Here is a 22,442-nt window from a genome sequence, read left to right as displayed (position 1 = left end):
GTGTGCCGAGCTGTCTAAATCAGTGCGGCGCGGGTACCGTATACAACGAATGGCGAGCTGAATACAAGCACTTCTCGCCAGAACAACTACCTTTGAAAGGGGCGTATGATGGCACTTGACGCTAAAGTTGGAGAGATTCTTAACAAGCAAATCAACAAGGAGTTTTACTCTGCCTATCTCTATCTGACCTTTGCTGATTTCTTTGAGGACAAAGGACTCAAGGGGTTTGCGAATTGGTATGTCATCCAGTCTCAGGAAGAGGTGGCGCACGCTCGTATCCTGCGCCGCTATCTGCTTGACAACGACTGGATGCCCAAGATGGAGGCGATTGCTCAGCCGGATCTTACCTTTACGGAAATCATTGAACCGCTTAAGGCCGCTCTTGAGCATGAGCAGTACATCACGGCAAGCATTAACGAGTGCTATGCCGTTGCGCAGAGCGTTAACGATTACCGCACGATGAAACTGCTCGATTGGTACGTTGAAGAGCAGGGTGAAGAGGAGGCAAACGCGTCTGACCAAATCAAGGCCGTCGAGCTTTTTGGCGGCGATGCCAAGAACCTCTTTGATCTTGACCGTGAAAATGCCGCTCGCGTCTACACCGCACCTACGATGGCAATGTAGAGTCTTCTTGCTAGGATAATGGAGAGGCCGTCTTTTATGGCAATGTGACAGGTAGCACTGTTTCAGAGTACTGCGAAGCCCTTCTCGTCTTATTGGCGAGAGGGGCTTGTTGTGCAAACGGAAAAAGCCTTAGTCGCTTGCAGTCGTGTCATCAGATAGTCTTGACGTCAGCTCCCTGAACACATGATATACGCGCTCAAGATCGGCGACAGGAACGTATTCGTTGGGCTTGTGGGCTCGTTCGAGCTCACCCGGTCCGTATGACAGACAGTCAGTGTTTTTGCATGTAGACGCTGTAACAGCCGTATCTGTGTAGCCCGTGAAGACAGCAAGCCCCGCCGGTGTTCCACATGCCTGAGCGCAGGAACGCACTGCGGCGAGAAGCTCTGACTCAGCGGGAAGTACTACGGGTGGTCGGTTACCGGTGATGTCGTAGTGGGCATGTACGCCGGACACCTGTTCCTCCGCGCTCGACAACGCGGCTTGAACTATCTTTTCGGCGGTTCTAGTGTTCGCGGGCGGCACCAGGCGCATGTCAATCCAGAGCTCTGCCTTGTCGGGAACAACATAGGGTTGATATCCTCCCTTGACCTGTCCAAACGTAACCGTTGAGCGGCCCAGTTCAGGATGGTTGGGCAGCGCCTGTATGCCTGTGCGAATCTCGTTGATTACTACGGCCAGAGCCGCAATGGCATCAGCGCCTTCCCACGGTGTGCTGGCATGTGCGGTGATGCCATCGACTGTGATTTTGAACCAGGTGCGTCCCTTGTGCGAGCCGCGGATGCAGTTGTTGGTGGGCTCGGCATCAAGCACCCAGCCCTTCTCGCCAAGCCAGCCGGCATCGATGGCATGTTCAACACCGCGCATATCGGCCTCTTCGTCAACGGTAAAGATGACGGAGAGAGATTTTTTGGGAAGCGAGCCTGTGCGAGCGGCGGCTTGGCACGCGTCGCGGAAGGCGAGAAGCGCACAGGCGAGGCCGCCTTTCATGTCGCATGAGCCGCGACCGTAGAGGAGACCGCTTTTGTAAACAGGCGTGAACGCGGGCGTTTCAGGATCCCAGCTGTCCCCGTCGGTCACGGTGTCCATATGGCAAATGAACGTGAGGTAGGAAGGGGAAAGAGACTTACTATCAGAAGCTACGCTGCAGGCGGCAGGGGAGGTTTTGTCACCGGCAGGCCGGCTATCGGTATCGCCATCGGCACAGGTGGCAGGGAGTATCGCGCGCAGACAGGTGCGGCCGGGAAGGGCTTCAAGTTCTTGTATCAGAGGAAAAGAATGTCCCGCAAGCTTGAACGAGCAGTGTTTAATAACCCACTGCTTAATGAAGCCTTCGATAGCCGCCTCATAGGTACCGGGATCAGTGCTTTCGATGGCTATCAACTGAGCGGTAAGTCGTGCCGTTTCAGGTAAATTTTCAGGTAATCTCCCCAATATATACCTCAATCTAGTCCTGGTTTTTTGCCTCGTCAAGGTAGCTGTAGAGCGTATATTTTGAGATGCCAAAGTAGGAACAGACTTTCTGTCCTGATTTCGTGATAAGGAAGGCGCCAGAGTCGTTCAGAAAACGAATCGCCTTGATTTTGTCGTCTTTTGTCATCAGCGCGCGCGGACGGCCGACTAAGCGGACGCTTTGATCAATGAGCTCATCCAAAAGATCGGTAACGTTATGCGGAATGGTTTGCGGAGCTGCATCGGAAGGGTCACTGTGTGTGGTAAACGCGTGCAAAGCTTCTTCCATTGCCGAGAAGAGCGCGATGTCATAGTTAATGGCAAAGATTGCAATGGGCTTATTGTCATCGTCGCGCAGGTAGATGGTAGTAGATTTGAGAATCTTGCCATCTTCGGTCTTAGTAAGGTAGGAGTAAGAATCATGGAGTTTCCCGGAATCGGAGTGAAGCGCCTTGAGCACTACGTTTGAGGGGCCGTCGCCAATCTTGCGACCGGTGATATGACCATTCTCAATCGCAACAATAGTGCTGGCAGGGTCGTCGGAGCGCAGGTCATGAACGACAACCTCGCAATCAGGGCCGAATTGCAGGGCTATGCCGTGAGCCAGGCGCTTTAGAAATTCAATCTGCTGATTGTTCATATCCGACTACTCCTTGTAAGCACTATCTGTTTCACAGAGCAATCTATATCCTAGCATTTTGCGCTTTTTGCGAAGCAATGCGTTTAACAAGACCGCTTACCCAGATAAATGACCGTACACCGATAATTCTTTTACATACAAAAAAACTGTGAGAATATGAAGTCTAATTAAAAGTTAGGTTTAATAACTAACTGTTTGCAAAATGCCTGCAGGAGCATCTGGACGCTCTGCGGGATGGGGCAGTCGGACTCCCTTTAGATATGTCCGAACGGAGCGCCGGAGAGGGCACATCCGTCATTTTATAAGCCGTAGCTGATCTGCGGCACGTGGCAAAGGGGTTCCTATGCTGCTTATTGTGAACGGTCGTGTTATTACGCGCGACAAGGCAAATCCTTACGTTGAAGACGGCGCCGTCGCAATCGAGGGCGAGAAGATCGTTGCCGTTGACACGCGCGCGAAGCTCGAAGCCGCGTATCCCAACGCGGAGAAGCTTGACGCGTATGGCGGCGTTATTATGCCGGGTCTTATCAACTGTCACACCCACATTTATTCCGGCCTGGCCCGCGGTCTTGCCATTACAGGCTGCAACCCCCATAACTTCCTTGAAAATCTCGAGCAGCAATGGTGGAACATCGACCGTCATCTTACGCTTGACGGTACCCGTGCCTGTGCGTATGCAACTATTCTTGATTCGCTGCGCAATGGCGTTACAACTATTTTTGACCACCACGCCAGCTTCTACGAGATTCCGGGTTCGCTTTTTGCCATCAAGGACGTTGCTCAGGAACTCGGCATCCGCGCGTGTCTTTGCTATGAGACGTCAGACCGCGACGGGCAGACCAAGTGCGATGAGGCTATCGCCGAAAACGTTGCATTCGCCACATGGGCAGAAGCTGAAGACGATGATATGATCGCCGCTATGTTTGGCGGCCATGCGCTCTTTACGCTCTCCGATGAGACGCTGGACAAGATGGTTGAGGCCAACAACGGCCTGACCGGCTTCCATATTCACGTCTGTGAAGGCATGGACGACGTCTATGATTCCGCGTTAAACCACGGCACTACCGCCGTGCATCGCCTGCTCGATCACGGACTTTTGGGCGAGAAGACCATGCTTGGACACTGCATTCATGTAACTCCCGCCGATATGGATATTCTTGCCGCCACCAATACCAGCATCGTTAACAATCCGGAATCCAATATGGGCAATGCGGTTGGCTGCGCTCCGGTACTCGAATTCTTCAAGCGCAACATCAATGTTTGCCTGGGTACAGATGCCTACACGCACGATATGTTGGAATCACTCAAGGTTCTTTTGCCCATCCAGCGCCACAACGCCTGTATGCCAAATGTTGGTTGGGTTGAGGCCATGACTATGCTCTTTAAGAATAACGTCAAGATGGCGGAAAAGTACTTCTCTGTAAAGTCCAACGGCAAGCCCTTAGGCAAACTTGCGCCTGGCGCCGCTGCCGACATCGCAATCTTTGACTACAAGCCGTTCACGCCGTTCTCCGACGAGAACATCGATGGTCATATGCTCTTTGGCTTTGAGGGCAAGAACTGCCGCACCACCATTGTCAACGGCAAGGTTCTTTACAAGGACCGCGAATTTGTAGCGTATGACGAAGACAAGATTAACAACTGGACTATGGTTGAGGCGAAGAAGCTCTGGGGAGCTCTCAACAATCGCCAGTACTAAGGTAGGATATGGCGAGAAGTGCTTTTGAGAAGCGCTTCTCGACACATGTGTTTGCATGACAAGAGGGTAGGGCGTCGCCCGCGGACGCCATAAGTGCGGGGACTATAACTCACATTGGTTATAAGGAGAGGAAACCAAATGAGCGACATTATGCGTCCCATGAGATTTGACCATCTGATGAATTGGATTCTCGGCGAGTATGAGGCTCAAAAGACTATTTTTGGTGAGCGTGCTTTCGCCAAGACGACAGGGGCCGCCCGTCCCATCTTCAGGGAGAAGATTGAGACTCCGTTTGGACCTGCCGCAGGGCCAAATACGCAGCTCGCGCAAAACATCGTAGCGTCCTACGTTACCGGTGCCCGCTTCTTTGAGCTCAAGACGGTTCAGAAGATGGATGGCGAAGAGCTTTCCGCCTGTGTCAATAAACCTTGCATCCTCGCGTCAGACGAGGGATACAACTGCGAGTGGTCTACGGAGCTCACGGTACCCCAGGCGTTCGATGAATACGTCAAAGCCTGGGTCATCTGCCATATCCTTGCCCGTGAGCTTGGTCTGGGAGATCCTGATGGCTTCGTCTTTAACATGTCTGTCGGCTATGACCTTGAGGGCATAAAGACACCCAAGGTAGATAAGTACATCAATGACATGAAGGACGCCTCCGAGACGCCCGTTTTCAAGGAGGCAATCGCCTGGGCAAAAGCCAATGTTGGTCGCTTCCGTAACGTTGATGCTGCCTTCATTGATTCCATTCCGGCGCGTATTTCTGATTCCATTACCGAGTCTACGCTTCACGGCTGCCCGCCGGATGAGATTGAGCGCATTGCTACCTATCTCATTACCGAGAAGGGTCTCAACACGTTTATCAAGTGCAATCCCACACTTTTGGGGTATGACTACGCTCGCAAGACGCTTGACGCTTTGGGCTTCGACTACATCGCCTTTGATGATCACCACTTCCTCGAGGATTTGCAGTGGGACGACGCGGTACCCATGCTTGAGCGTCTCATAAAGCTGTGCGAGGAAAGCGGCGTTGAGTTTGGCGTCAAGCTGACCAATACGTTCCCAGTGGACGTTACCCGTGGCGAGCTTCCCAGCGAAGAGATGTACATGTCCGGCCGTTCCCTCTGGACGCTCTCTTTGTCCCTGGCGAAGCGTATGGCCGAGCAGTTTGACGGCAAGCTTCGTATCTCGTATTCCGGCGGAGCGGATTACAACAACATTAGGGAGCTGGTGGATACCGGCATTTGGCCCGTTACCATGGCAACCACCATTTTGAAGCCGGGCGGCTATGAGCGCATGACACAGATTGCCAGGCTCTTTACCGATGGCGATACCAGGCCATTTTCTGGCGTTGATGCCGAGAAAGTTGCTGCGCTGCTTGAGCGGTCGCTTAAAGACGCGCGCTATCACAAGGAAATCAAGCCTCAGCCTGATCGCCATGTGCGCGGTAAGCTGCCCTTAACTGACTGCTTCATTGCGCCCTGCCGCGATTCCTGTCCTATCCATCAGGATATCCCCGGCTATCTTAAGGCGGTCGATGAAGGCCGTTACGCTGACGCGCTTCACATTATTCTTGAGCGCAACGCGCTGCCGTTCATTACGGGTACCATCTGCCCGCATACCTGCACTAATTCCTGTATGCGCAACTATGTTGACGAGCATGTCCATATTCGCGGCTGCAAACTGACTGCTGCCGAGAAGGGCCTGGCGGAGGTTCTTCCAACGCTCGCTTCTCGTGGCGCAGTCGAAGGCAAGAACGTTGCTGTCGTTGGCGCCGGTCCGGCCGGTCTTGCCGCAGCGTCGTTTTTATCGCGCGCGGGTGTCAAGGTCACTGTCTTTGAGCGTACGAACAAGCTCGGAGGCATTGTACGTCACGTCATTCCCAATTTTCGCATCTCTGAGGCGGCAATCGACAACGATGTGAAACTTTGCCAGGCATACGGCGCCGCTTTTACAACAGGCGTCGAAATCAAGGATGTCAACACCTTGCTTTCCGAAGGCTATACCGATGTAGTCGTAGCTATTGGAGCATGGGCTCCCGGCCGCAAGACGCTGAAGTCCGGCGAGGCCCTTGACGCCCTTGAGTTCCTTGAGCAATTCAAGAGTAATCCGGCATCTGTTGATCTTGGCACCGACGTTGTTGTTATCGGAGCCGGTAACACGGCCATGGATGTTGCCCGTGCGGCGAAGCGCGTGGCAGGCGTTCAAAACGTGCGTCTTGTGTACCGCCGCACTAAGCGCTATATGCCGGCTGACGAGGAAGAGCTTCAAATGGCTCTCGACGACGGCGTAGAGTTCATGGAACTTCTCGCTCCGGGAGATTTTGCTGACGCGAAGCTGACGTGTGAGATTATGAAACTCGGCGCGCCTGACGAATCTGGTCGCCGCCGTCCTGAGGGTACCGGCGAATTCACTACGGTTCCCGCAACCGCAGTGATTACAGCCGTGGGAGAGCAAATTGACTCCAGCTTGTATACCACTTCCGGCATCGCCCTTGACGAGAAGAGTCGTCCTGTTGTTGACGGAAACCTTCAGACCTCCGTTGACCATGTGTTTGCTGTTGGCGATGGCCGCCGCGGTCCCGCAACGGTGGTGAAAGGCATCGCCGACGCCATGACTGTGGCTGTTGCCATAGCAGGCTTCAATTTCTCGGGTAAAGAGAACTCCAATCTTGAGGAAGATGTCGCCAAGATCTTTGGTAAGCGCGGGCAGCTCTGCGGAGATCCCGCCTCATGTGATCAATCTCGTTGCCTCTCATGTCCTTCGGTGTGTGAAGCCTGCGTTGAGGTGTGCCCGAACCGCGCAAACGTTGCAATCAAAGTTTTGGGCCTGCGCCAGCAGCAAATCATTCACGTTGACGGCATGTGTAATGAATGTGGTAATTGCGCTGTCTTCTGTCCGTATTCTGAGGGCCGCCCCTATAAGGACAAATTCACTGCCTTCTGGAGCCGTGAAGATTTTGACAATTCTGAAAATGAGGGCTTCCTTCCGACTGAAGACGGCTTCCTGATTCGTCTTGACGGCGGCGTGGGAATTTACAATGTTGATGATGAGGCCTGTGGTCTTCCGGAACATATCCGTAAGATGGTCGTAACCGTCAGAGATGATTACCGGTATCTCCTGAATGTATAGAGGGGAGCAGGAGAGAAGGCGAGCATAGCGAGTAAGCATAGTTAGCGAGAAGATACGTTTTTCTCGCTAACCGCTTACTTGCATACGGTCACCGAAAAGCTGTTAGGTAGGCTAAATTTTTGTTTTAGTGTAATAGCTGTCTGATGGCATTGCGCTGTGAGATGATTGCTTGGTAAACGGGCTCGGGGTACGACACACAACATTCTCCCGGGTGCGTAAGGAGAGGTACATGGCTGAAGAGGTTGAGCGGTACACCTTTACGGTGAACGGCGAAACGGTTACTACGACTGAAAGCAAGTCGCTGCTCCGTTTTCTCCGCGATGATCTGCATCTGTTGTCCGTTAAAGACGGCTGTTCGCAAGGGGCTTGCGGCACTTGTACGGTTGTTATCGATGGTGTTGCCACGCGCGGCTGCGTTATGAACACAAAACGGGCAAACGGCAAGGTTATAGAGACTGTCGAGGGTCTTTCCCATGAAGAGCAGGAAGCCTTTGTATACGCTTTTGGCTCTGTCGGCGCGGTCCAGTGCGGTTTTTGTATTCCCGGTATGGTTATGAGTGGTGCGGCTCTAATACGCCGCAACCCTGATCCGTCTGAGGATGAGGTCAAAGAGGCAATCAAAAACAATATCTGCCGCTGCACGGGCTACAAGAAAATTATCGAAGGCATTCTGAAAGCCGCGCGTATTCTTCGCGGCGAAGAGGAAATCGATCCTGACCTTGAGCGTGGCGATAATTACGGTGTCGGCTCCAAGGCGTTTCGTGTAGACGTTCGTCCCAAGGTACTCGGTTACGGTAAATATCCCGATGATGTCACTGATGTTGAGTACCCCGACATGGTATACGGATCGTGTGTCCGCTCAAAGTATCCCCGTGCGCGTGTGATTAAGATAGACACCGCCGCTGCGGAAGCCCTTCCTGGTGTTCTTGGCGTTCTCAAGGCGGAGGATGTGCCGGTCAATAAGGTTGGCCATATCCAGCAGGACTGGGATGTCTTTATTGCCGAGGGTTCGCTTACGCGCGATATGGGCGACGCTATCTGTATGGTTGTCGCGGAAGACGAGAAGACTCTTGAAGCTGCAAAAAAGCTGGTCAAGGTTAAGTATGAAGAGCTTCCCGTGGTACGTGATATCTATGAGGCTCGCACTGAGGGAGCGCCGCTCGTTCATGAGGAAGCCGACACCAATCTGTGTCAAAGCCGCCATATTACGCGCGGCGATGCCAAAGAGGCGCTCAAAAATTCCGCCTTTACGGTTACCAGGCACTTCTCGACACCCTTTACCGAGCACGCGTTTCTTGAACCTGAATGCGCCGTTGCCTTTCCCTATAAAGATGGTGTGAAGATTCTTTCCACTGACCAAGGTGCCTACGATACGCGCAAAGAGGTTGCGCATATGTTTGGGTGGGATAAGACGCCCAATCGCGTTGTAGTCGAGACCATGCTTGTGGGTGGCGGCTTTGGCGGCAAGGAAGACGTTACGGTTCAGCACATTTCAGCGCTTGCCGCTTACAAGTTCCACAGAACGGTGAAGTGCAAGTTTACCCGAAACGAATCCTTAGCCTTTCATCCGAAGCGCCATGCCATGGAGGCTGATTTTACCCTTGGCTGCGATGCCGAAGGTCATCTGACCGGTCTTGACTGTGAAGTCAATTTTGATACCGGCGCTTACGCGTCACTCTGTGGCCCCGTACTTGAGCGCGCCTGTACACATGCGGTCGGCCCTTATAAATACCAAAATACCGATATTCGCGGTTTTGGCTATTACACCAATAATCCGCCGGCTGGCGCATTCCGCGGTTTCGGCGTCTGCCAGACCGAGTTTGCCCTCGAAGAACTTATTGATCTTCTCGCTGAAAAGGTAGGCATCACTCCGTGGGAAATGCGTTGGCGCAACGCCGTCGCCCCCGGAGACGTGCTCCCTAACGGGCAGATTTGCGATCAATCAACGGCTCTCAAAGAGACGCTTCTGGCGGTCAAAGACGTATATGAGGCGCATAAAGACCATGCTGGTCTCGCGTGTGCCATGAAAAACTCAGGCGTTGGCGTCGGACTGCCTGACGCGGGACGCGCAAACATCCGCATTGAAAATGGCAAGGTCGTCGTGTATTCTGCTACCTCTGACATCGGTCAAGGCTGCAATACGGTCTTTTTGCAGGACGTAGCGGAAGCGACAGGGCTTCCCAAATCAGTCATCGTCAATGGAGAATGCTCCACGGAAAATGCCCCTGACTCGGGTACCACCTCCGGTTCGCGCCAGACTGTGGTTACCGGTGAAGCCGTCCGTGGTGTGGCGTTTCTGCTGCGTGACGCTCTTTTAGATCTGGAAGCCGGTAAAGAAGTGTCTGCTGAGCCTGTTGAGGCAAACGGCGATGGTAAGACTATTGTCTATTCCGACGGCCGCCCCTATGAAGGTGTCGGCTACGCGGACGGAAAGGCGCTGGTTGCAGGTGGAGGCATCTATCCACAAGATCCCGTTGCCGGTCTTCAGAAGCTTGAAGGCCATGAATTCCGTTATGTATACTTTGAACCAACCGATAAGCTTGGTGCCGATAAACCTAATCCCAAGAGTCATATCTGCTATGCCTTTGCTACTACGTGCGTAGTGCTTGATGATGAGGGCAAAGTTACCGATGTATATGCCGCTCATGACTCAGGTAAGGTCATCAATCCTATTGCAATCCAAGGGCAAATTGAAGGCGGCGTTTTGATGTCTCTTGGCTACGCGACTACGGAGGATTTCAAACTCCATGACTGCGTGCCCAAGTCTCGATACGCCACACTCGGACTCTTCCATGCGCCTGATATCCCGCATATTGAGGCAATCTACGTTGAGAAGGAACACTTGCTGCCGGTCGCCTATGGCGGCAAGGGTATCGGTGAAATTGCAACGATTCCAACGGCGCCTGCTGTTGCGAATGCCTACTATGCGCTGGATCACGTTATGCGCACCAAGCTGCCCCTGGAAGATTCGTACTACCGTAAGCCAAAAGCTCAAAAGTGATAAAAGGTGAGACGCGCTTCGCGTGTTTTCATGATGTTCATACATTGCGGTGTGACCTGATCGATATGCGTTAAAAGAGGAGGTACGGTATGGGAGAGCTTCTCAGGATGGAAGGCGTTGACAAACGGTTTGGCTCATTTTATGCAAACCGCGATGTCAGCCTGTCTATCCAAGAAGGGGAGGTGCATACCCTTTTAGGAGAAAACGGCGCGGGCAAGTCAACGCTCATGAACTGCCTTATGGGCCTTTATACTCCTTCTGCGGGAAAGATTTTCATGCACGGGAAGGAAGTCAAGATAGACTCTCCCCGTGACGCGGTTGAGCAGGGAATTGGCATGGTGCATCAGCATTTCATGCTAATAGAGGCCATGACAGGGCTGGAAAATGTCATTCTTGGAACCAAGGTGCACGCGTCTCCTATTATGCAAAAAGAGCAAGACAAGAAAGACATTGAAGCTTTAGCTGCTCGCTATGGCCTTGAGGTTAACCTTGACGCAAAGGTCTCCGAGATGTCCATTGGCGAACAGCAAAGAATTGAGATTCTCAAGGTTTTGTACCGCGGTGCCAACCTCCTCATTCTTGACGAACCAACCGCCGTGCTTACTGACATTGAAGTCGAAGGTCTCTTTGATATCATGAACTCCCTGACGGCTGAAGGTAAATCCATTATCTTCATCTCTCATAAAATGCGTGAGGTTATGCGCATTTCTGACAGCATAACCGTGCTTCGCGCCGGACGCTCCATTGCAACGGTGAATATCAACGATACGACCGAACAAGAACTTGCCGATCTTATGATTGGCCGAGAGTTTACGGAAAGCTATTACGAAAAACACACCAGCTCCGATCAGCCAATCATGACCTTAACACACGTAGCGCTTCATCCGGAAATCAAGCATGGCGGTCTTAAGGACGTGTCTTTAACCATCCATGCAGGAGAGGTATTAGGTGTAGCAGGTATTGACGGGAATGGCCAATCTCAGCTTGCACAGGTAATTACCGGTCTTGTTGCCCCTGAGAGGGGTGAAGTAGAGACAACAGAGGGTAAAGTTGCGCTCTTCTCGCCGCAAGATTTCATCGATTTTGGAATGGCAAACATCCCGGAAGACCGTAACAGAATGGGTCTTGTGGGAGACATGTCTATTGCCGACAACCTGATTCTTAAGCAGACTACATCGGAGCGTTTTTCCTTTGGTCATGGCGCATGGCTGAGAACCGATAAGATTCAGGAATATGCAGAAAATATGCGTGAGAAGAACGATATTCGCTGCGTCTCCGTAAATCAGTCTGCCCGCAGTCTTTCAGGCGGCAATCAGCAAAAGGTTATTCTTGCCCGTGAGCTTGACGGAAATCCCAAGCTTATGGTTGCAGTGTATCCAACACGTGGTTTGGATATTGGGGCTACCGAGTTTGTGCATGATTCGATTATTGCGCAACGTGATGCGGGTTGCGCGGTGTTGCTTATTAGTGCGGACTTTGACGAGGTCTTGAAGCTATCTGACAGAATCGTTGTTCTTTTTGAGGGCGAAATTATGGGAATTTATCCCGGCGATAATCCACCTGTCAAAGAAATCTCTCTTGCTATGGCAGGCCAGACAGGAGGACAGTCTCGTGAGTAAGAAAACGTTTAGCGTTTTTGGGGGAACCAACAGAGAGCATCTTATTTCTGCGCTCGTTCCGGTTATTTCCATTATTTTGGCGCTCATAATCGGTGCCATTATCATTGCGTGCTTGGGAAAAAATCCTATTAAAGGATATGCGCTTTTGTTCTCAGGTTCTGTGGGAAGTAAGTCACGTATTGCACAGACACTCATGAGTGCATGCCCCTTGATCTTTACCTCATTGTGCGCTGCCTTTGCATACAAGTGCGGTGTTTTTAACTTGGGAGGAGAAGGCCAGTTTGTCATGGGTGCTACGTGTGCCATTATGACGGTTCTTGGTTTTCATCTTGAAGGCATAGTGGCCATCGTTGTCGCACTTCTCGTGGGAATTGTGGTTGGGGGCATCTGGGGCTTGCTTCCTGGTATCATGAAAATAACTCGAGGCCTCAACGAGATGATTACGTCAATCATGCTGAACTATGTGGCCGTCTTGTTTATGAGTTGGGTTTATACGGGGCCTTTCCGTGGTGGAGACAACCCCGAGACACTTCCTATTCCCGATAGTGCACAACTGCCTCGTATTGCCAAATTTCATGTAGGTGTCATTCTTGCAATTCTTCTTGCATTTTTCCTTTGGTATGTCATTTTTAAGACCTCGTTTGGCTTTAAGATCCGTGCGGTTGGTATTAACCCCATTGCATCTCGCGTGAATGGTTTTTCGGTTGGCAAACTCATGGTGCTTTCCTTCATTATTTCCGGCGCCATTGCCGGCCTTGGAGGATCTGTCGAGATTTTGGGTAAGCAGTACCGTCTGCTCGCCGGTTTTGGAACGGGAGTTGGCTTTGATGGCGTAGCTATTGCGCTTATTGCCCAACTTAATCCTATAGGCTCTATGGTAGTTGCGCTTTTCTTTGGAATGCTTACTACCGGAGCTACTTCCATGCAGGTTGGCATTATGGTGCCTACCGCCATTACCGAGATTATTCGCGCTCTTATCATTATCTTTGCGGTTTCTGGTATTGCTATGTTGAAGCTGCCCAAGATTAAGGCTGTTCTTCTTCCTGCAATTACGGGAAAGATGACAGACGAGAAAAGCAACGATTCTAAGAAAGCGGAGGTGGAGGCATAATGGATGCTCTTATTGCTGCGCTTCCTGATATTTTTGCTGCCTCAGTAAGAATGTGTGTACCACTTCTGCTGGTGGCTCTTGGTGAGCTTTATTCTGAGCGTGCAGGTCTTGTAAATATTGGTCTTGATGGCCTTATGACCATCGGTGCCTTTATTGGCTTTGTCGTCGCATATAAGAGCGGCAATCTTTGGCTTGGTGTTTTGGTAGGAGCATGTTCAGGAGTGCTTGTAAATCTGATTTATGCCTTCTGTACCGTTACGCTCTGCGTGAACCAGGTAGTTGTGGGCATGGCGATCAATATTCTTACGCCCGGCATTGCGATGTTTGCATATAAGATTATCTTTGGCGATAGTTCAGGACTTGTCCAGGGTGCCTCGATGCCCGTTATTGCCATTCCGTTCTTGAGCGATATTCCTTTTATCGGAAAGATTTTCTTTAGGCAGTCTCTTCTCGCATATCTTGCGTATCTTGCCATCCCGCTTTCAATTATCTTCTTTACTAAGTTCCGCTCCGGCCTGAGCTATCGTTCAGTAGGAGAAAATCCTCAGGCAGCAGAGACGCTTGGCGTAAATGTTATCAAGACAAAATATCTGGCGTGTATTGTTTGTGGTGCCTTGGCAGGAATTGGCGGATCATTTTTGACGCTGGTGTATACCTCTACCTATGCTGATGGTATTGTAGCCGGCCGTGGTTTTATCGCCCTTGCTGCTGTTATCTTTGGTCGTTGGAGTCCGCAGGGTATTTTGGGAGCCTGCCTTCTCTTTGGCTTCTTCGATGGATTCCAGATTAATTTGCAGATTTTTGCGCAACAGGTCCCATACCAGTTCTTCCAGATGCTCCCGTACGTCTTTACGATTTTGGCACTTGTGTTTTTTGGAGCCGGAAAAATTGGTCCTAAGGCCAACGGTCAACCGTATTACCGGGAATCTCGTTAGCTCTGTACGTATATATGTTGGTATGTGGTTTGTGCGACAGGTGCTGTCGCTGAAATAAAAGAAGTACCGGAAAGGATTCCGGTACATTGAATGGAGGAAGTCATGGATTATCGTAACGTGAGCCGTCGCGGTTTTTTGGGTTTGTTCGGAGCGGCAGCAGCAACAACCGCAGGCCTGTCCCTTGCAGGTTGTGATGACAAGGAAACCTCGTCGGGTGGTGAGGATTCGTCCAAGAAGACCAAAAAAGTTGCCATGTTTTTAGATGGCCCCGTCAATGACGGTGGCTGGGGTGCAAGCTGCTATGGTGCCATGGTTGAGTCCGCAAAGCAGCATGGCTGGGAGACTGCATATTCTGAGTCCGTTGCTCAGGCAGACTGGGTCTCCACTATGCAAAACTACGTTGACCAGGGCTACGATCTGATTGTTGCTCCGGGAAATCAGTACACCGCCGATGTAAAACAGGTGGCAAAAGAAAATCCCGATGCCAAGTTCTGCATCTTTAACGATGAGGTCTCTGATGTTGCAAACATTGAGTGCACCATTCCAAACACCATCCAGATAGGTCAGCTTGCGGGCGCCCTTGCCGGGCTTATGACAAAGACCAAGAGCATTGGCTTTATCGGCGGTGTTGAGCTTGATACCACAAAGAACAAGATTAAGGGATATACCGAGGCGGCTAAAAAGGTGGACTCGAGCATTCAGGTAACCACCGCCTATGCGGGATCGTTCTCCGATGCTGCCAAGGGCAAGGAGCTTGCAAGCGGCATGATCAGCACCCAGAATATCGATGTCATGTTCGGTGATGCTTCAATCGTTGATACGGGTGCCCGTGAAGCTTTGGCTGCGGCCGGCAGTGATCGCTACGATATTGGACAGCCGGGAGACATCACTAAAGATAACCCCTGCATCATCTGCTCTGTGGTAACCGATAACGTTAAGATGACCAATGAGGTCCTCGATGACATTGAAGCCGGAAAGTTTGGCAAGAAGACCGTGTACGGAGATCTCTCCAACGGTGGTGTGGCCGTGGGTACGTATTCCGATGCTGTTTCTGCCGACGTTAAGTCGCAGTATGAAGAGATTGTCAAGAAGATCTCCGACGGCTCTTTCGTATAAGAATCGGCGCCGTTGTAAAGCGCCGTCATAAAGGTCAGGCGCACAGGTAGGTGCGTCTGACCTTGAAAGCTCCGTGCGTGCGTCATCGCACATATCATGTCTGTAAGATGTGCGGACTATAGGATCGGCGCCCTTTTACCTGACGCAAGAGCACCGAGACTTTATTTGCAGGAAAGGGAGTTTTGATGAAGAAATTAAAAGAAGTTGGCAGACCGCTCATACGAGTTGATGCGTATGACAAGGTCACCGGTCGTGCTAACTATACCGACGACCTCTGTCCCAAACCGTGCCTTGAAGCGAAGATTTTGCATGCAACCATAGGAAATGGCATTGTCAAATCTATCGATACGTCCGAGGCTCGTAAGGTACCTGGTGTTGTTGGCATCTATACGTGTTTCGACGTACCTGAACATCCCTATCCTGTGGCTGGTCACCCGTGGTATGCGGATTCACGTGCCGAGAAACGCGATCTTCCCGATCGTAAACTTCTTGATGCGCGCGTACGTATTTATGGGGACAATATCGCCGCTGTTGTTGCTGAGGATACCGTAGCCTGTGACAGGGCTCTTGCCAAAATCAAAGTTGAATATGAAGAGTGGCCGGTTGTCTACGATCCCAAGGAGGCTCTTGCAGGTACTGAGCATCCTATTCAAGAAGGAAAGCCCGACAATGTGGTCGCACACACGCATGTGCAAACCAGCGAAGACGACCTTGTTAAAAAAGGCTACAAGAGTGTCGATGAGGTTTTACACGACCCTGCCTATCATCATTTTTCAGCTCATCTCACTACGGCCGAGCAGAGCCAGGCTCATATTGAGACGTGTGTTTCGTATTGTTATGAGGAAAATGACAAAATCGTCTGCGTTTCATCAACGCAAATTCCTCATATCGTTCGTCGTGTAATTGGCCAGGCGCTGGGTATTCCTTGGGGAAAGGTTCGAGTTATCAAGCCGTATATTGGCGGCGGATTTGGTACGAAACAAGACGTTCATTACGAGCCTTTGAATGCATGGCTCTGCCATCAGGTAGGCGGCAGGTGTGTAAAACTCGAGCTGAGCCGTGAAGAGCTCTTCTATGCTACAAGCGGCCGTCAGCCCAAGAGTTTTGATGTTGAGGCAAGCGTGGATGATGATATGCACCTGCATGCTCGCTCCATCAAAGCATGGTCTAATACGGGTGGCTATATCCACCACGGTCACGCCCTGATTTTGAATTCTGTCAATACGTTCCGCTGGCTCTATCATACGTGTGAGGATGCCATTTCCTGCGAGGCATGGACCGTTCACACCAATGGACCTCATACAGGTGCTATGCGTGCGTACGGCGTTCCCGAAGGTAACTGGGCTGCAGAATGTCTCATGAGCGATATTGCATATGACATGGGCTGGGATGGCATTGAATTCCGTATGGCCAATGCTATTCAAAAAGGCTATGTGGATGAGTTCAGTCCCGGACATTATGTTGCAGCAAATACCTGCGGTTTGCCTGAGTGTATCGAGAAGGGCAAGGCGTATATCGAGTGGGATAAAAAGAAGAAAGAGTATGCAAACGAGACCGGCCCCATCCGTCACGGCGTTGGTGTTTCATGTTTTGTCTATAAGACGGCGGTGGCACCGTTTGCGCTTGAGACTGCTACGGCTGCAGTAACGCTTAACCAAGACGGCAGCGTTCAGCTGCAGATGGGGGCAACCGAGATCGGTCAGGGCGCTGATACGGTCTTTACACAGATGGCAGCGGAGGCCATCGGAGTGGATAGTGAAGACGTGCATATCGTTTCATTCCAAGACACCGATGTAACTCCGTATGACTCGGGTGCGTATGCTTCTCGCCAGACCTATGTCTCGGGTACGGCGGTCAAGAAGGCGGGCGAGCAACTCAGATCAAAGATTCTTGAATTTGCATCGTATATATATCCCAATGCACAGGGAACCCTTGATTTACATGATCATGCAATCTTTGATGCGGTTGGCGATAAGGTTTGTGATCTGGAGGAGCTTGCCCTTGAGGCGTACTACAACATGGAGCACTGCGATCAGCTCTATGGGCGCGCTACCATCAATATACACTCCAACACCATTGCCGTTGGTTGTACGTTTGCAGACGTTACGGTGGATATGCCCTTGGGCCAAGTTACCATCAACAAGATTATTAACGTACAGGATTCCGGCAGGCTCATCAATCCCAAGCTTGTGGAACAGCAGGTTCATGGCGGCATGTCGCAATCCATTGGGTTTGCCCTCTACGAGGAAATTCTGGTAGATCCGAAGAACGCTCGCGTTCTTAATCCTACGCTTTTGGATTACAAGATTCCTACAACTATGGATGTGCCTGATCTTGAGGCCCAGTTTGTAGAGACCGATGATCCTACGGGACCGTACGGCAATAAGGCTGTGGGCGAGACAACGACTATTTCTCCAGCTGCTGCCATTCGTGATGCTATTTTGGATGCAACCGGAGTTAAGTTCTACGAAGAGCCCATGACTCCTCAACGTTTGTTCGAGGGCTTTAAGAGAGAGGGGCTGATTTAAATGTATGATATCGAATCATTGTATAGCGCTACCAGCGTTGACGACGCAATCCGAGCTCTTTCGGAAGATCCTGAATCCATCGTGGTTGCCGGCGGTACTGACGTGTTGGTAAAGATACGTGAAGGCAAATTTGCCGGGGCCCATCTAGTGTCCATCCATGAGCTTCATGACGAGCTTGACGGAGTCAGCCTCAGCTCAGACGGTACTGTTGGGATAGGACCGATTACCTGGTTCCATCATGTGACAACGAGCAAGGTTATTCAGGATACCATTCCCGTGCTTGGCGAAGCTTGCGATACGCCTGGTGGTCCGCAGCTCCGCGTCTCGGGTACCATCGGAGGAAATGTCTGCAATGCCGCCACATCGGCCGATTCCGCATCGACGCTCTATGCCTACGGAGCGCTTCTCGATGTTAAGGGTCCTGAAGGTGCAAGAACCATTCCTATTGAAGAGTGGTATGCGGGTCCCGGTCGCTCTACGAAAAAGCGCGATGAGGTTCTGGTTAAGATTAGGATTCCCAAGAGCCATTATGAGGGATTTACCGGCTATTACTTTAAGTATGGAAAACGCAGGGCTCTTGAGATCGCCACGATGGGCTGCTGCTGCCTGGTAAAGCTCTCTTCTGACAAAACAACCGTAACTGACGTTCGCCTTGCTTTTGGTGTTGCGGGACCAACGCCGATGCGTGCGCTTTCTGCTGAAGAAGCGCTGCGTGGTATGCCTGTCGCTGAGGCTGCCGAAAAGATTGGTGAGCTTGCGGTCGCTGACACCAATCCGCGCGACAGCTGGCGTGCATCAAAAGAATTCAGACTTCAGCTAATCAAGGAAATGTCGAAACGCTCCTTTGCTGAAGCGGCTCGCAGGGGAGGGGCTGAACTGTAATGGATCATAAAATTCTCAAATGTACGGTAAATGGCAAAGAAGTCCAGGTTGGTTTTGATCCGCGTGAATCACTTCTGGATACTCTGCGCAACAGACTGGGTCTTACCAGTGTCAAGCGTGGTTGTGAGGTGGGAGAATGCGGTGCCTGCACGGTTCTCATTGATGGCGTAGCTACCGATACCTGTCTCTATCTGACTGAGTGGGCGCAAGGTAAGGATATCCTGACAGTTGAGGGTCTTCAGGCTGCTGATGGCACTCTTAATCCCGTCCAGCAGGCTTTTGTTGATGAGTTTGCCGTGCAGTGCGGTTTTTGTATCCCTGGTCTCATCATGAGCACCATGGAGATCGTTAATACCGGAAAAACGTACTCGCGTGACGAAATCAGAAAGATGCTTTCCGGACATCTGTGCCGCTGCACGGGTTATCAAGATGTTATTAATGCAGTCGAGAAGGCCGTCAATCTTGTTAACGGAATGGTTGGCGAGGATGCCGTAAAGTCTGAAGTCTAGCGCCTTCGAAGCACAGCCGAAGCGTGGGATATCAAAGGTTTTTCGCTGAATGCGAATGAGGATAGGTTCTTTTGAAAGGATTGCTTCATATGGAAACGATGATTGAGAAATGGTTTCATCTCAAAGAGAGAGGAACGTCACTTAAAACTGAGCTTATTGCTGGTATGACAACGTTTGTTACGGTCGCGTATATCCTGGCGGTCAATCCCAGCGTGCTTTCGGCCGCAGGCCTTGACAGCGGAGCGGTTTTTACGGCATCGGCTTTAGCTTCGTTTATCGGCACCTGCATCATGGCGTTGACAACGAACTATCCTTTTATTCTGGCACCGGGTCTCGGTCTCAATGCGTATTTCGCTTATACCGTAGTGCTTGGCATGGGTTACAGCTGGCAGACGGCGTTGGCAGCCGTATTTGTGGAAGGCGCCGTTTTCCTGCTCTTGTCGCTGACCAAGCTTCGCGACATGGTGATTGACGCGATTCCGTCTGGCCTTAAGCTTGCCATTACGGCCGGTATCGGTCTTTTTATTGCGCTGATTGGTCTTAAAGGAGCCGGCGTTGTCGTCAGTAATCCAGCAACGCTGGTCAGCATGATTAATTTCCACACGAGTTTTGCCGAGGGAACCTTCTCAACGGCAGGTATTTCAGCCGTTCTCGCTCTTGTCGGCGTGCTGATAATGGCAATCCTTATGGCAAAAGGAGTTAAGGGCAGTATTTTACTTGGCATCCTTATAACCTGGGGTTTGGGTTTGCTCTGCCAGCTTGCCGGTCTCTATGTTCCGCAGCCTGACGCAGGCTACACGAGTCTGATCCCTGATTTCTCTCAGGGAATCTCGATTCCTTCTCTGTCTCCCATTCTGTTCAAATTTGACTTTTCGCATATTGGCGAAGTCGGCTTTTTAACTGTTGTGTTCGCAATTCTGTTTACGTCGCTCTTTGATACCATCGGCACTGTTTTGGGCCTTGCCTCAAAGGCGAATCTTCTTGAGGATGATGGCAGCCTCCGTAAAGCCAAAGGGGCTCTTGTGACACAGTCCGTAACTACGATGCTCTCTGCAGCTCTGGGTATTTCACCTACGTGCGTTCCCGTTGAGTGCGCAGCGGGTATCACGGAAGGAGGGCGTACAGGATTTTCCTCTTTAGTTGCGGCAGTACTCTTTTTGCTTTCTTTGCTGCTTTCTCCATTCTTTTTGGCAATTCCTCTGTTTGCAACTGCGCCGGCGCTGGTAGTTGTGGGCTTCTCTATGATGGGTGCTCTTTTTGGTGTTGACTTTACCGACATTACCGAGGGTATTCCCGCTTTTCTTTGCGTTATCGCAATGCCCTTTACCTACAGCATCGCCGAAGGCATGTATCTCGGTGTTATTTCATATGTGGTAGTGAATCTGTGTTGCGGTTCGGAAAAGCGCAAAAAAATCAGCCCCATGATGTACGTGCTGGCTGTTGCCTTTCTTATCAAGTACCTGCTCATATAGCAGCGCGACAAAAGCGGGATGATAATCTGTACCGCAAGATGCGCGGGATGTAACGATAAAACGTCGCTTTACGCTGACGTCGAGGAGGTACGATGGATACAAAGACTGACCGTTCCTTTATCCTAAAGGGCGACATATGCTACAACATCTCACCTACGCAATTTGACACCAGAAAAGACGCGTATGTTGTCTGTGTTGACGGGGTTTCTCAGGGTGTATTTGACGAACTTCCCGAGAAGTACCAAGGACTGCCGCTCATTGATTGCGGCAACATGCTCATTACGCCGGGCTTAAACGATATTCATGTACATGCTCCGCAGTACACTTTCCGCGGTATTGCCATGGATCTTGAGTTGCTCGACTGGCTTAATACGTATACCTTTCCGGAAGAAAGTAACTATGAGGGCCTGAAGTACGCTTCTGAGGCGTATGACATGTTCGTGGATGATCTCAGACATTCTTCAACTACCCGGGCTGCTATTTTTGCAACGCTTCATGTACCTGCTACGAAGCTTCTTATGGATAAGCTCGAAAACACAGGTCTAAAGACGTATGTGGGCAAAGTCAATATGGATCGCAACAGCCCCGAATTTCTTTGCGAGAGCTCCGCGAAGGCTTCCCTTACGGCAACAAGGAAGTGGCTTGAAGATGTAAAAGGCGCATATGTTAACACGCAGCCTATTCTTACACCGCGTTTTACGCCAACCTGCAGCGATGAGCTTATGGAGGGTCTTGGCAATTTAGTGCAAGAGTACGGTCTGCCCGTGCAATCCCATCTCTCGGAGAACCTTTCAGAAATCGATTGGGTCAAAGGATTATGCCCTTGGTCAACGTGCTATGGTCAGACGTATGAGCATTTTGGCCTTCTCGGCGGTCTGACCAAGACTGTGATGGCGCACTGTGTCTACTCAACCGATGAAGAGATTTCTCTTATGAAGCAGGCGGGAACCTATATTGCCCACTGTCCGCAATCCAATATGTTCCTTTCATCCGGAATCGCACCTATCAAGAGGTATTTGGACGAAGGATTGAACGTTGGGCTTGGTACCGACGTTGCTGGCGGAGCAAATCTTTCCATGTTCAGAGCTATTTCCGATGCCGTAGGTGTTTCTAAGCTGCGTTGGAGGTGTGTGGATCAGAGCTTTGCTCCTCTGACCATTCAAGAAGCATTCTACCTGGCCACTTTAGGCGGAGGTTCCCTCTTTGGCAAGGTTGGCAGCTTTGCCGAAGGATATGAGTTCGATGCTCTCGTACTGGATGATAGTGGTATTTGCAGCGTGCGTGAGCTGGATATTGCGCAGCGTGTAGAGCGTTATGTCTACCTTGCAAGTGAAGGTGGAACTATCGCACAGAAGTATGTTGCGGGTGCCAGAATTTTCTAGGTTCTACAGAGGGTTTGAACAAACTACCGGTCGCCTGTCTTTTTTGACCAATTACCGATACGGCTCCTCTTTTTTCAAGGGGAGCTGTATTGTATTCATAACAGTATTTTAGTTTGCATTACAAACTATTTGTTTGGTTTTGAGAGCTGTTTCGCATGTTTGTTTCACCCAGTTTGTCATGTTTTTGTTGAGCGCATGCGGCCATTGTTTTGGGATTTGTTGTATGTGCAAGGAGTGATGTATACAGACATGCTTGCCAAAACATGTCTTTTGGCGAGAAGGAGGCGAGGATACAAAAGCCAAGTCAAAAAGGTATGGAAACCGAGTAGTTAGGAGGGGT

The 22,442-nt window shown here is 50.9% G+C and carries 15 protein-coding genes; 13 read left to right on the top strand and 2 right to left on the bottom strand.

What is annotated here, in order from left to right; all coding sequences use genetic code 11:
* The first annotated feature begins 108 nt into the window (after positions 1-108).
* Positions 109-624 carry a ferritin gene (locus tag QM016_RS03390; protein WP_035434176.1) on the top strand — a complete coding sequence of 172 codons (516 nt, stop codon included), beginning with the start codon at positions 109-111 and terminating at the stop codon, positions 622-624.
* A gap of 129 nt (positions 625-753) precedes the next feature.
* On the opposite strand, the gene QM016_RS03385 is transcribed toward QM016_RS03390, so the two are convergent.
* Both QM016_RS03385 and QM016_RS03380 read right to left on the bottom strand, forming a co-directional pair.
* Positions 754-2,058: a M20 family metallopeptidase gene (locus QM016_RS03385; RefSeq protein WP_282710170.1), complete on the bottom strand. Its 1,305-nt coding sequence runs from the start codon at positions 2,056-2,058 to the stop codon at positions 754-756.
* 13 nt (positions 2,059-2,071) lie between these two features.
* On the bottom strand, positions 2,072-2,716 hold the full coding sequence (locus tag QM016_RS03380; RefSeq protein WP_016477914.1) for a helix-turn-helix transcriptional regulator: 645 nt from the start codon (positions 2,714-2,716) through the stop codon (positions 2,072-2,074).
* Between the two features lie 343 nt (positions 2,717-3,059).
* Between QM016_RS03380 and ssnA the strand changes: the two genes are divergently transcribed.
* The 12 genes from ssnA to QM016_RS03320 all read left to right on the top strand — a co-directional run bounded on the left by ssnA (position 3,060) and on the right by QM016_RS03320 (position 22,102).
* Positions 3,060-4,415 (top strand): putative aminohydrolase SsnA, encoded by a 1,356-nt coding sequence (gene ssnA / locus QM016_RS03375; protein WP_282710169.1) that lies wholly within the window; start codon positions 3,060-3,062, stop codon positions 4,413-4,415.
* A 138-nt stretch (positions 4,416-4,553) separates the two neighbouring features.
* Positions 4,554-7,547, top strand: a complete 2,994-nt coding sequence (ygfK, locus tag QM016_RS03370) for a putative selenate reductase subunit YgfK (RefSeq protein ID WP_282710168.1) — start codon at positions 4,554-4,556, stop codon at positions 7,545-7,547.
* Between the two features lie 229 nt (positions 7,548-7,776).
* Positions 7,777-10,548: a selenium-dependent xanthine dehydrogenase gene (gene xdh / locus QM016_RS03365; RefSeq protein WP_282710167.1), complete on the top strand. Its 2,772-nt coding sequence runs from the start codon at positions 7,777-7,779 to the stop codon at positions 10,546-10,548.
* Between the two features lie 89 nt (positions 10,549-10,637).
* The gene (locus tag QM016_RS03360) at positions 10,638-12,167 is read left to right on the top strand and encodes an ABC transporter ATP-binding protein (RefSeq protein ID WP_282710166.1); all 1,530 of its coding nucleotides are present in this window, start codon (positions 10,638-10,640) and stop codon (positions 12,165-12,167) included.
* Positions 12,160-13,278: an ABC transporter permease gene (locus QM016_RS03355; RefSeq protein ID WP_282710165.1), complete on the top strand. Its 1,119-nt coding sequence runs from the start codon at positions 12,160-12,162 to the stop codon at positions 13,276-13,278. Before QM016_RS03360 ends, QM016_RS03355 begins: the two co-directional genes overlap by 8 nt.
* Positions 13,278-14,213, top strand: a complete 936-nt coding sequence (locus tag QM016_RS03350; protein ID WP_282710164.1) for an ABC transporter permease — start codon at positions 13,278-13,280, stop codon at positions 14,211-14,213. The genes QM016_RS03355 and QM016_RS03350 overlap by 1 nt, the downstream gene beginning before the upstream one ends.
* Before the next feature lie 102 nt (positions 14,214-14,315).
* Positions 14,316-15,329 carry a BMP family protein gene (locus tag QM016_RS03345; protein ID WP_282710163.1) on the top strand — a complete coding sequence of 338 codons (1,014 nt, stop codon included), beginning with the start codon at positions 14,316-14,318 and terminating at the stop codon, positions 15,327-15,329.
* Positions 15,330-15,514: 185 nt separating this feature from the next.
* The gene (xdhA, locus tag QM016_RS03340) at positions 15,515-17,857 is read left to right on the top strand and encodes a xanthine dehydrogenase subunit XdhA (protein ID WP_282710162.1); all 2,343 of its coding nucleotides are present in this window, start codon (positions 15,515-15,517) and stop codon (positions 17,855-17,857) included.
* Positions 17,858-18,739: a xanthine dehydrogenase subunit XdhB gene (xdhB, locus tag QM016_RS03335; RefSeq protein WP_282710161.1), complete on the top strand. Its 882-nt coding sequence runs from the start codon at positions 17,858-17,860 to the stop codon at positions 18,737-18,739. It begins immediately after the preceding gene.
* The gene (gene xdhC, locus QM016_RS03330) at positions 18,739-19,248 is read left to right on the top strand and encodes a xanthine dehydrogenase subunit XdhC (RefSeq protein ID WP_282710160.1); all 510 of its coding nucleotides are present in this window, start codon (positions 18,739-18,741) and stop codon (positions 19,246-19,248) included. Before xdhB ends, xdhC begins: the two co-directional genes overlap by 1 nt.
* Positions 19,249-19,337: 89 nt before the next feature.
* A complete protein-coding gene (locus QM016_RS03325) occupies positions 19,338-20,720 on the top strand; it encodes an NCS2 family permease (RefSeq protein WP_282710159.1) in 1,383 nt (460 codons plus the stop codon).
* Positions 20,721-20,812: 92 nt separating this feature from the next.
* Complete coding sequence (locus QM016_RS03320; RefSeq protein WP_282710158.1) at positions 20,813-22,102, top strand: amidohydrolase family protein; 1,290 nt, start codon at positions 20,813-20,815, stop codon at positions 22,100-22,102.
* The last annotated feature ends 340 nt before the right edge of the window (positions 22,103-22,442 follow it).

The sequence above is a fragment of the Lancefieldella sp. Marseille-Q7238 genome (assembly GCF_949152215.1).
GTDB lineage: Bacteria > Actinomycetota > Coriobacteriia > Coriobacteriales > Atopobiaceae > Lancefieldella.
This window is presented reverse-complemented; position numbering and strand designations above follow the sequence as displayed.

What these genes read in the sequence shown, in the direction of transcription:
- xdhB (WP_282710161.1), top strand. Translation starts at nt 17,858, where the DNA reads ATGTATGATATCGAATCATTGTATAGCGCTACCAGCGTTGACGACGCA.
- xdhA (WP_282710162.1), top strand. Translation starts at nt 15,515, where the DNA reads ATGAAGAAATTAAAAGAAGTTGGCAGACCGCTCATACGAGTTGATGCG.
- QM016_RS03360 (WP_282710166.1), top strand. Translation starts at nt 10,638, where the DNA reads ATGGGAGAGCTTCTCAGGATGGAAGGCGTTGACAAACGGTTTGGCTCA.
- QM016_RS03390 (WP_035434176.1), top strand. Translation starts at nt 109, where the DNA reads ATGGCACTTGACGCTAAAGTTGGAGAGATTCTTAACAAGCAAATCAAC.
- xdhC (WP_282710160.1), top strand. Translation starts at nt 18,739, where the DNA reads ATGGATCATAAAATTCTCAAATGTACGGTAAATGGCAAAGAAGTCCAG.
- QM016_RS03380 (WP_016477914.1), bottom strand. Translation starts at nt 2,716, where the DNA reads ATGAACAATCAGCAGATTGAATTTCTAAAGCGCCTGGCTCACGGCATA.
- QM016_RS03345 (WP_282710163.1), top strand. Translation starts at nt 14,316, where the DNA reads ATGGATTATCGTAACGTGAGCCGTCGCGGTTTTTTGGGTTTGTTCGGA.
- QM016_RS03350 (WP_282710164.1), top strand. Translation starts at nt 13,278, where the DNA reads ATGGATGCTCTTATTGCTGCGCTTCCTGATATTTTTGCTGCCTCAGTA.
- ygfK (WP_282710168.1), top strand. Translation starts at nt 4,554, where the DNA reads ATGAGCGACATTATGCGTCCCATGAGATTTGACCATCTGATGAATTGG.
- ssnA (WP_282710169.1), top strand. Translation starts at nt 3,060, where the DNA reads ATGCTGCTTATTGTGAACGGTCGTGTTATTACGCGCGACAAGGCAAAT.
- QM016_RS03320 (WP_282710158.1), top strand. Translation starts at nt 20,813, where the DNA reads ATGGATACAAAGACTGACCGTTCCTTTATCCTAAAGGGCGACATATGC.
- QM016_RS03325 (WP_282710159.1), top strand. Translation starts at nt 19,338, where the DNA reads ATGGAAACGATGATTGAGAAATGGTTTCATCTCAAAGAGAGAGGAACG.
- xdh (WP_282710167.1), top strand. Translation starts at nt 7,777, where the DNA reads ATGGCTGAAGAGGTTGAGCGGTACACCTTTACGGTGAACGGCGAAACG.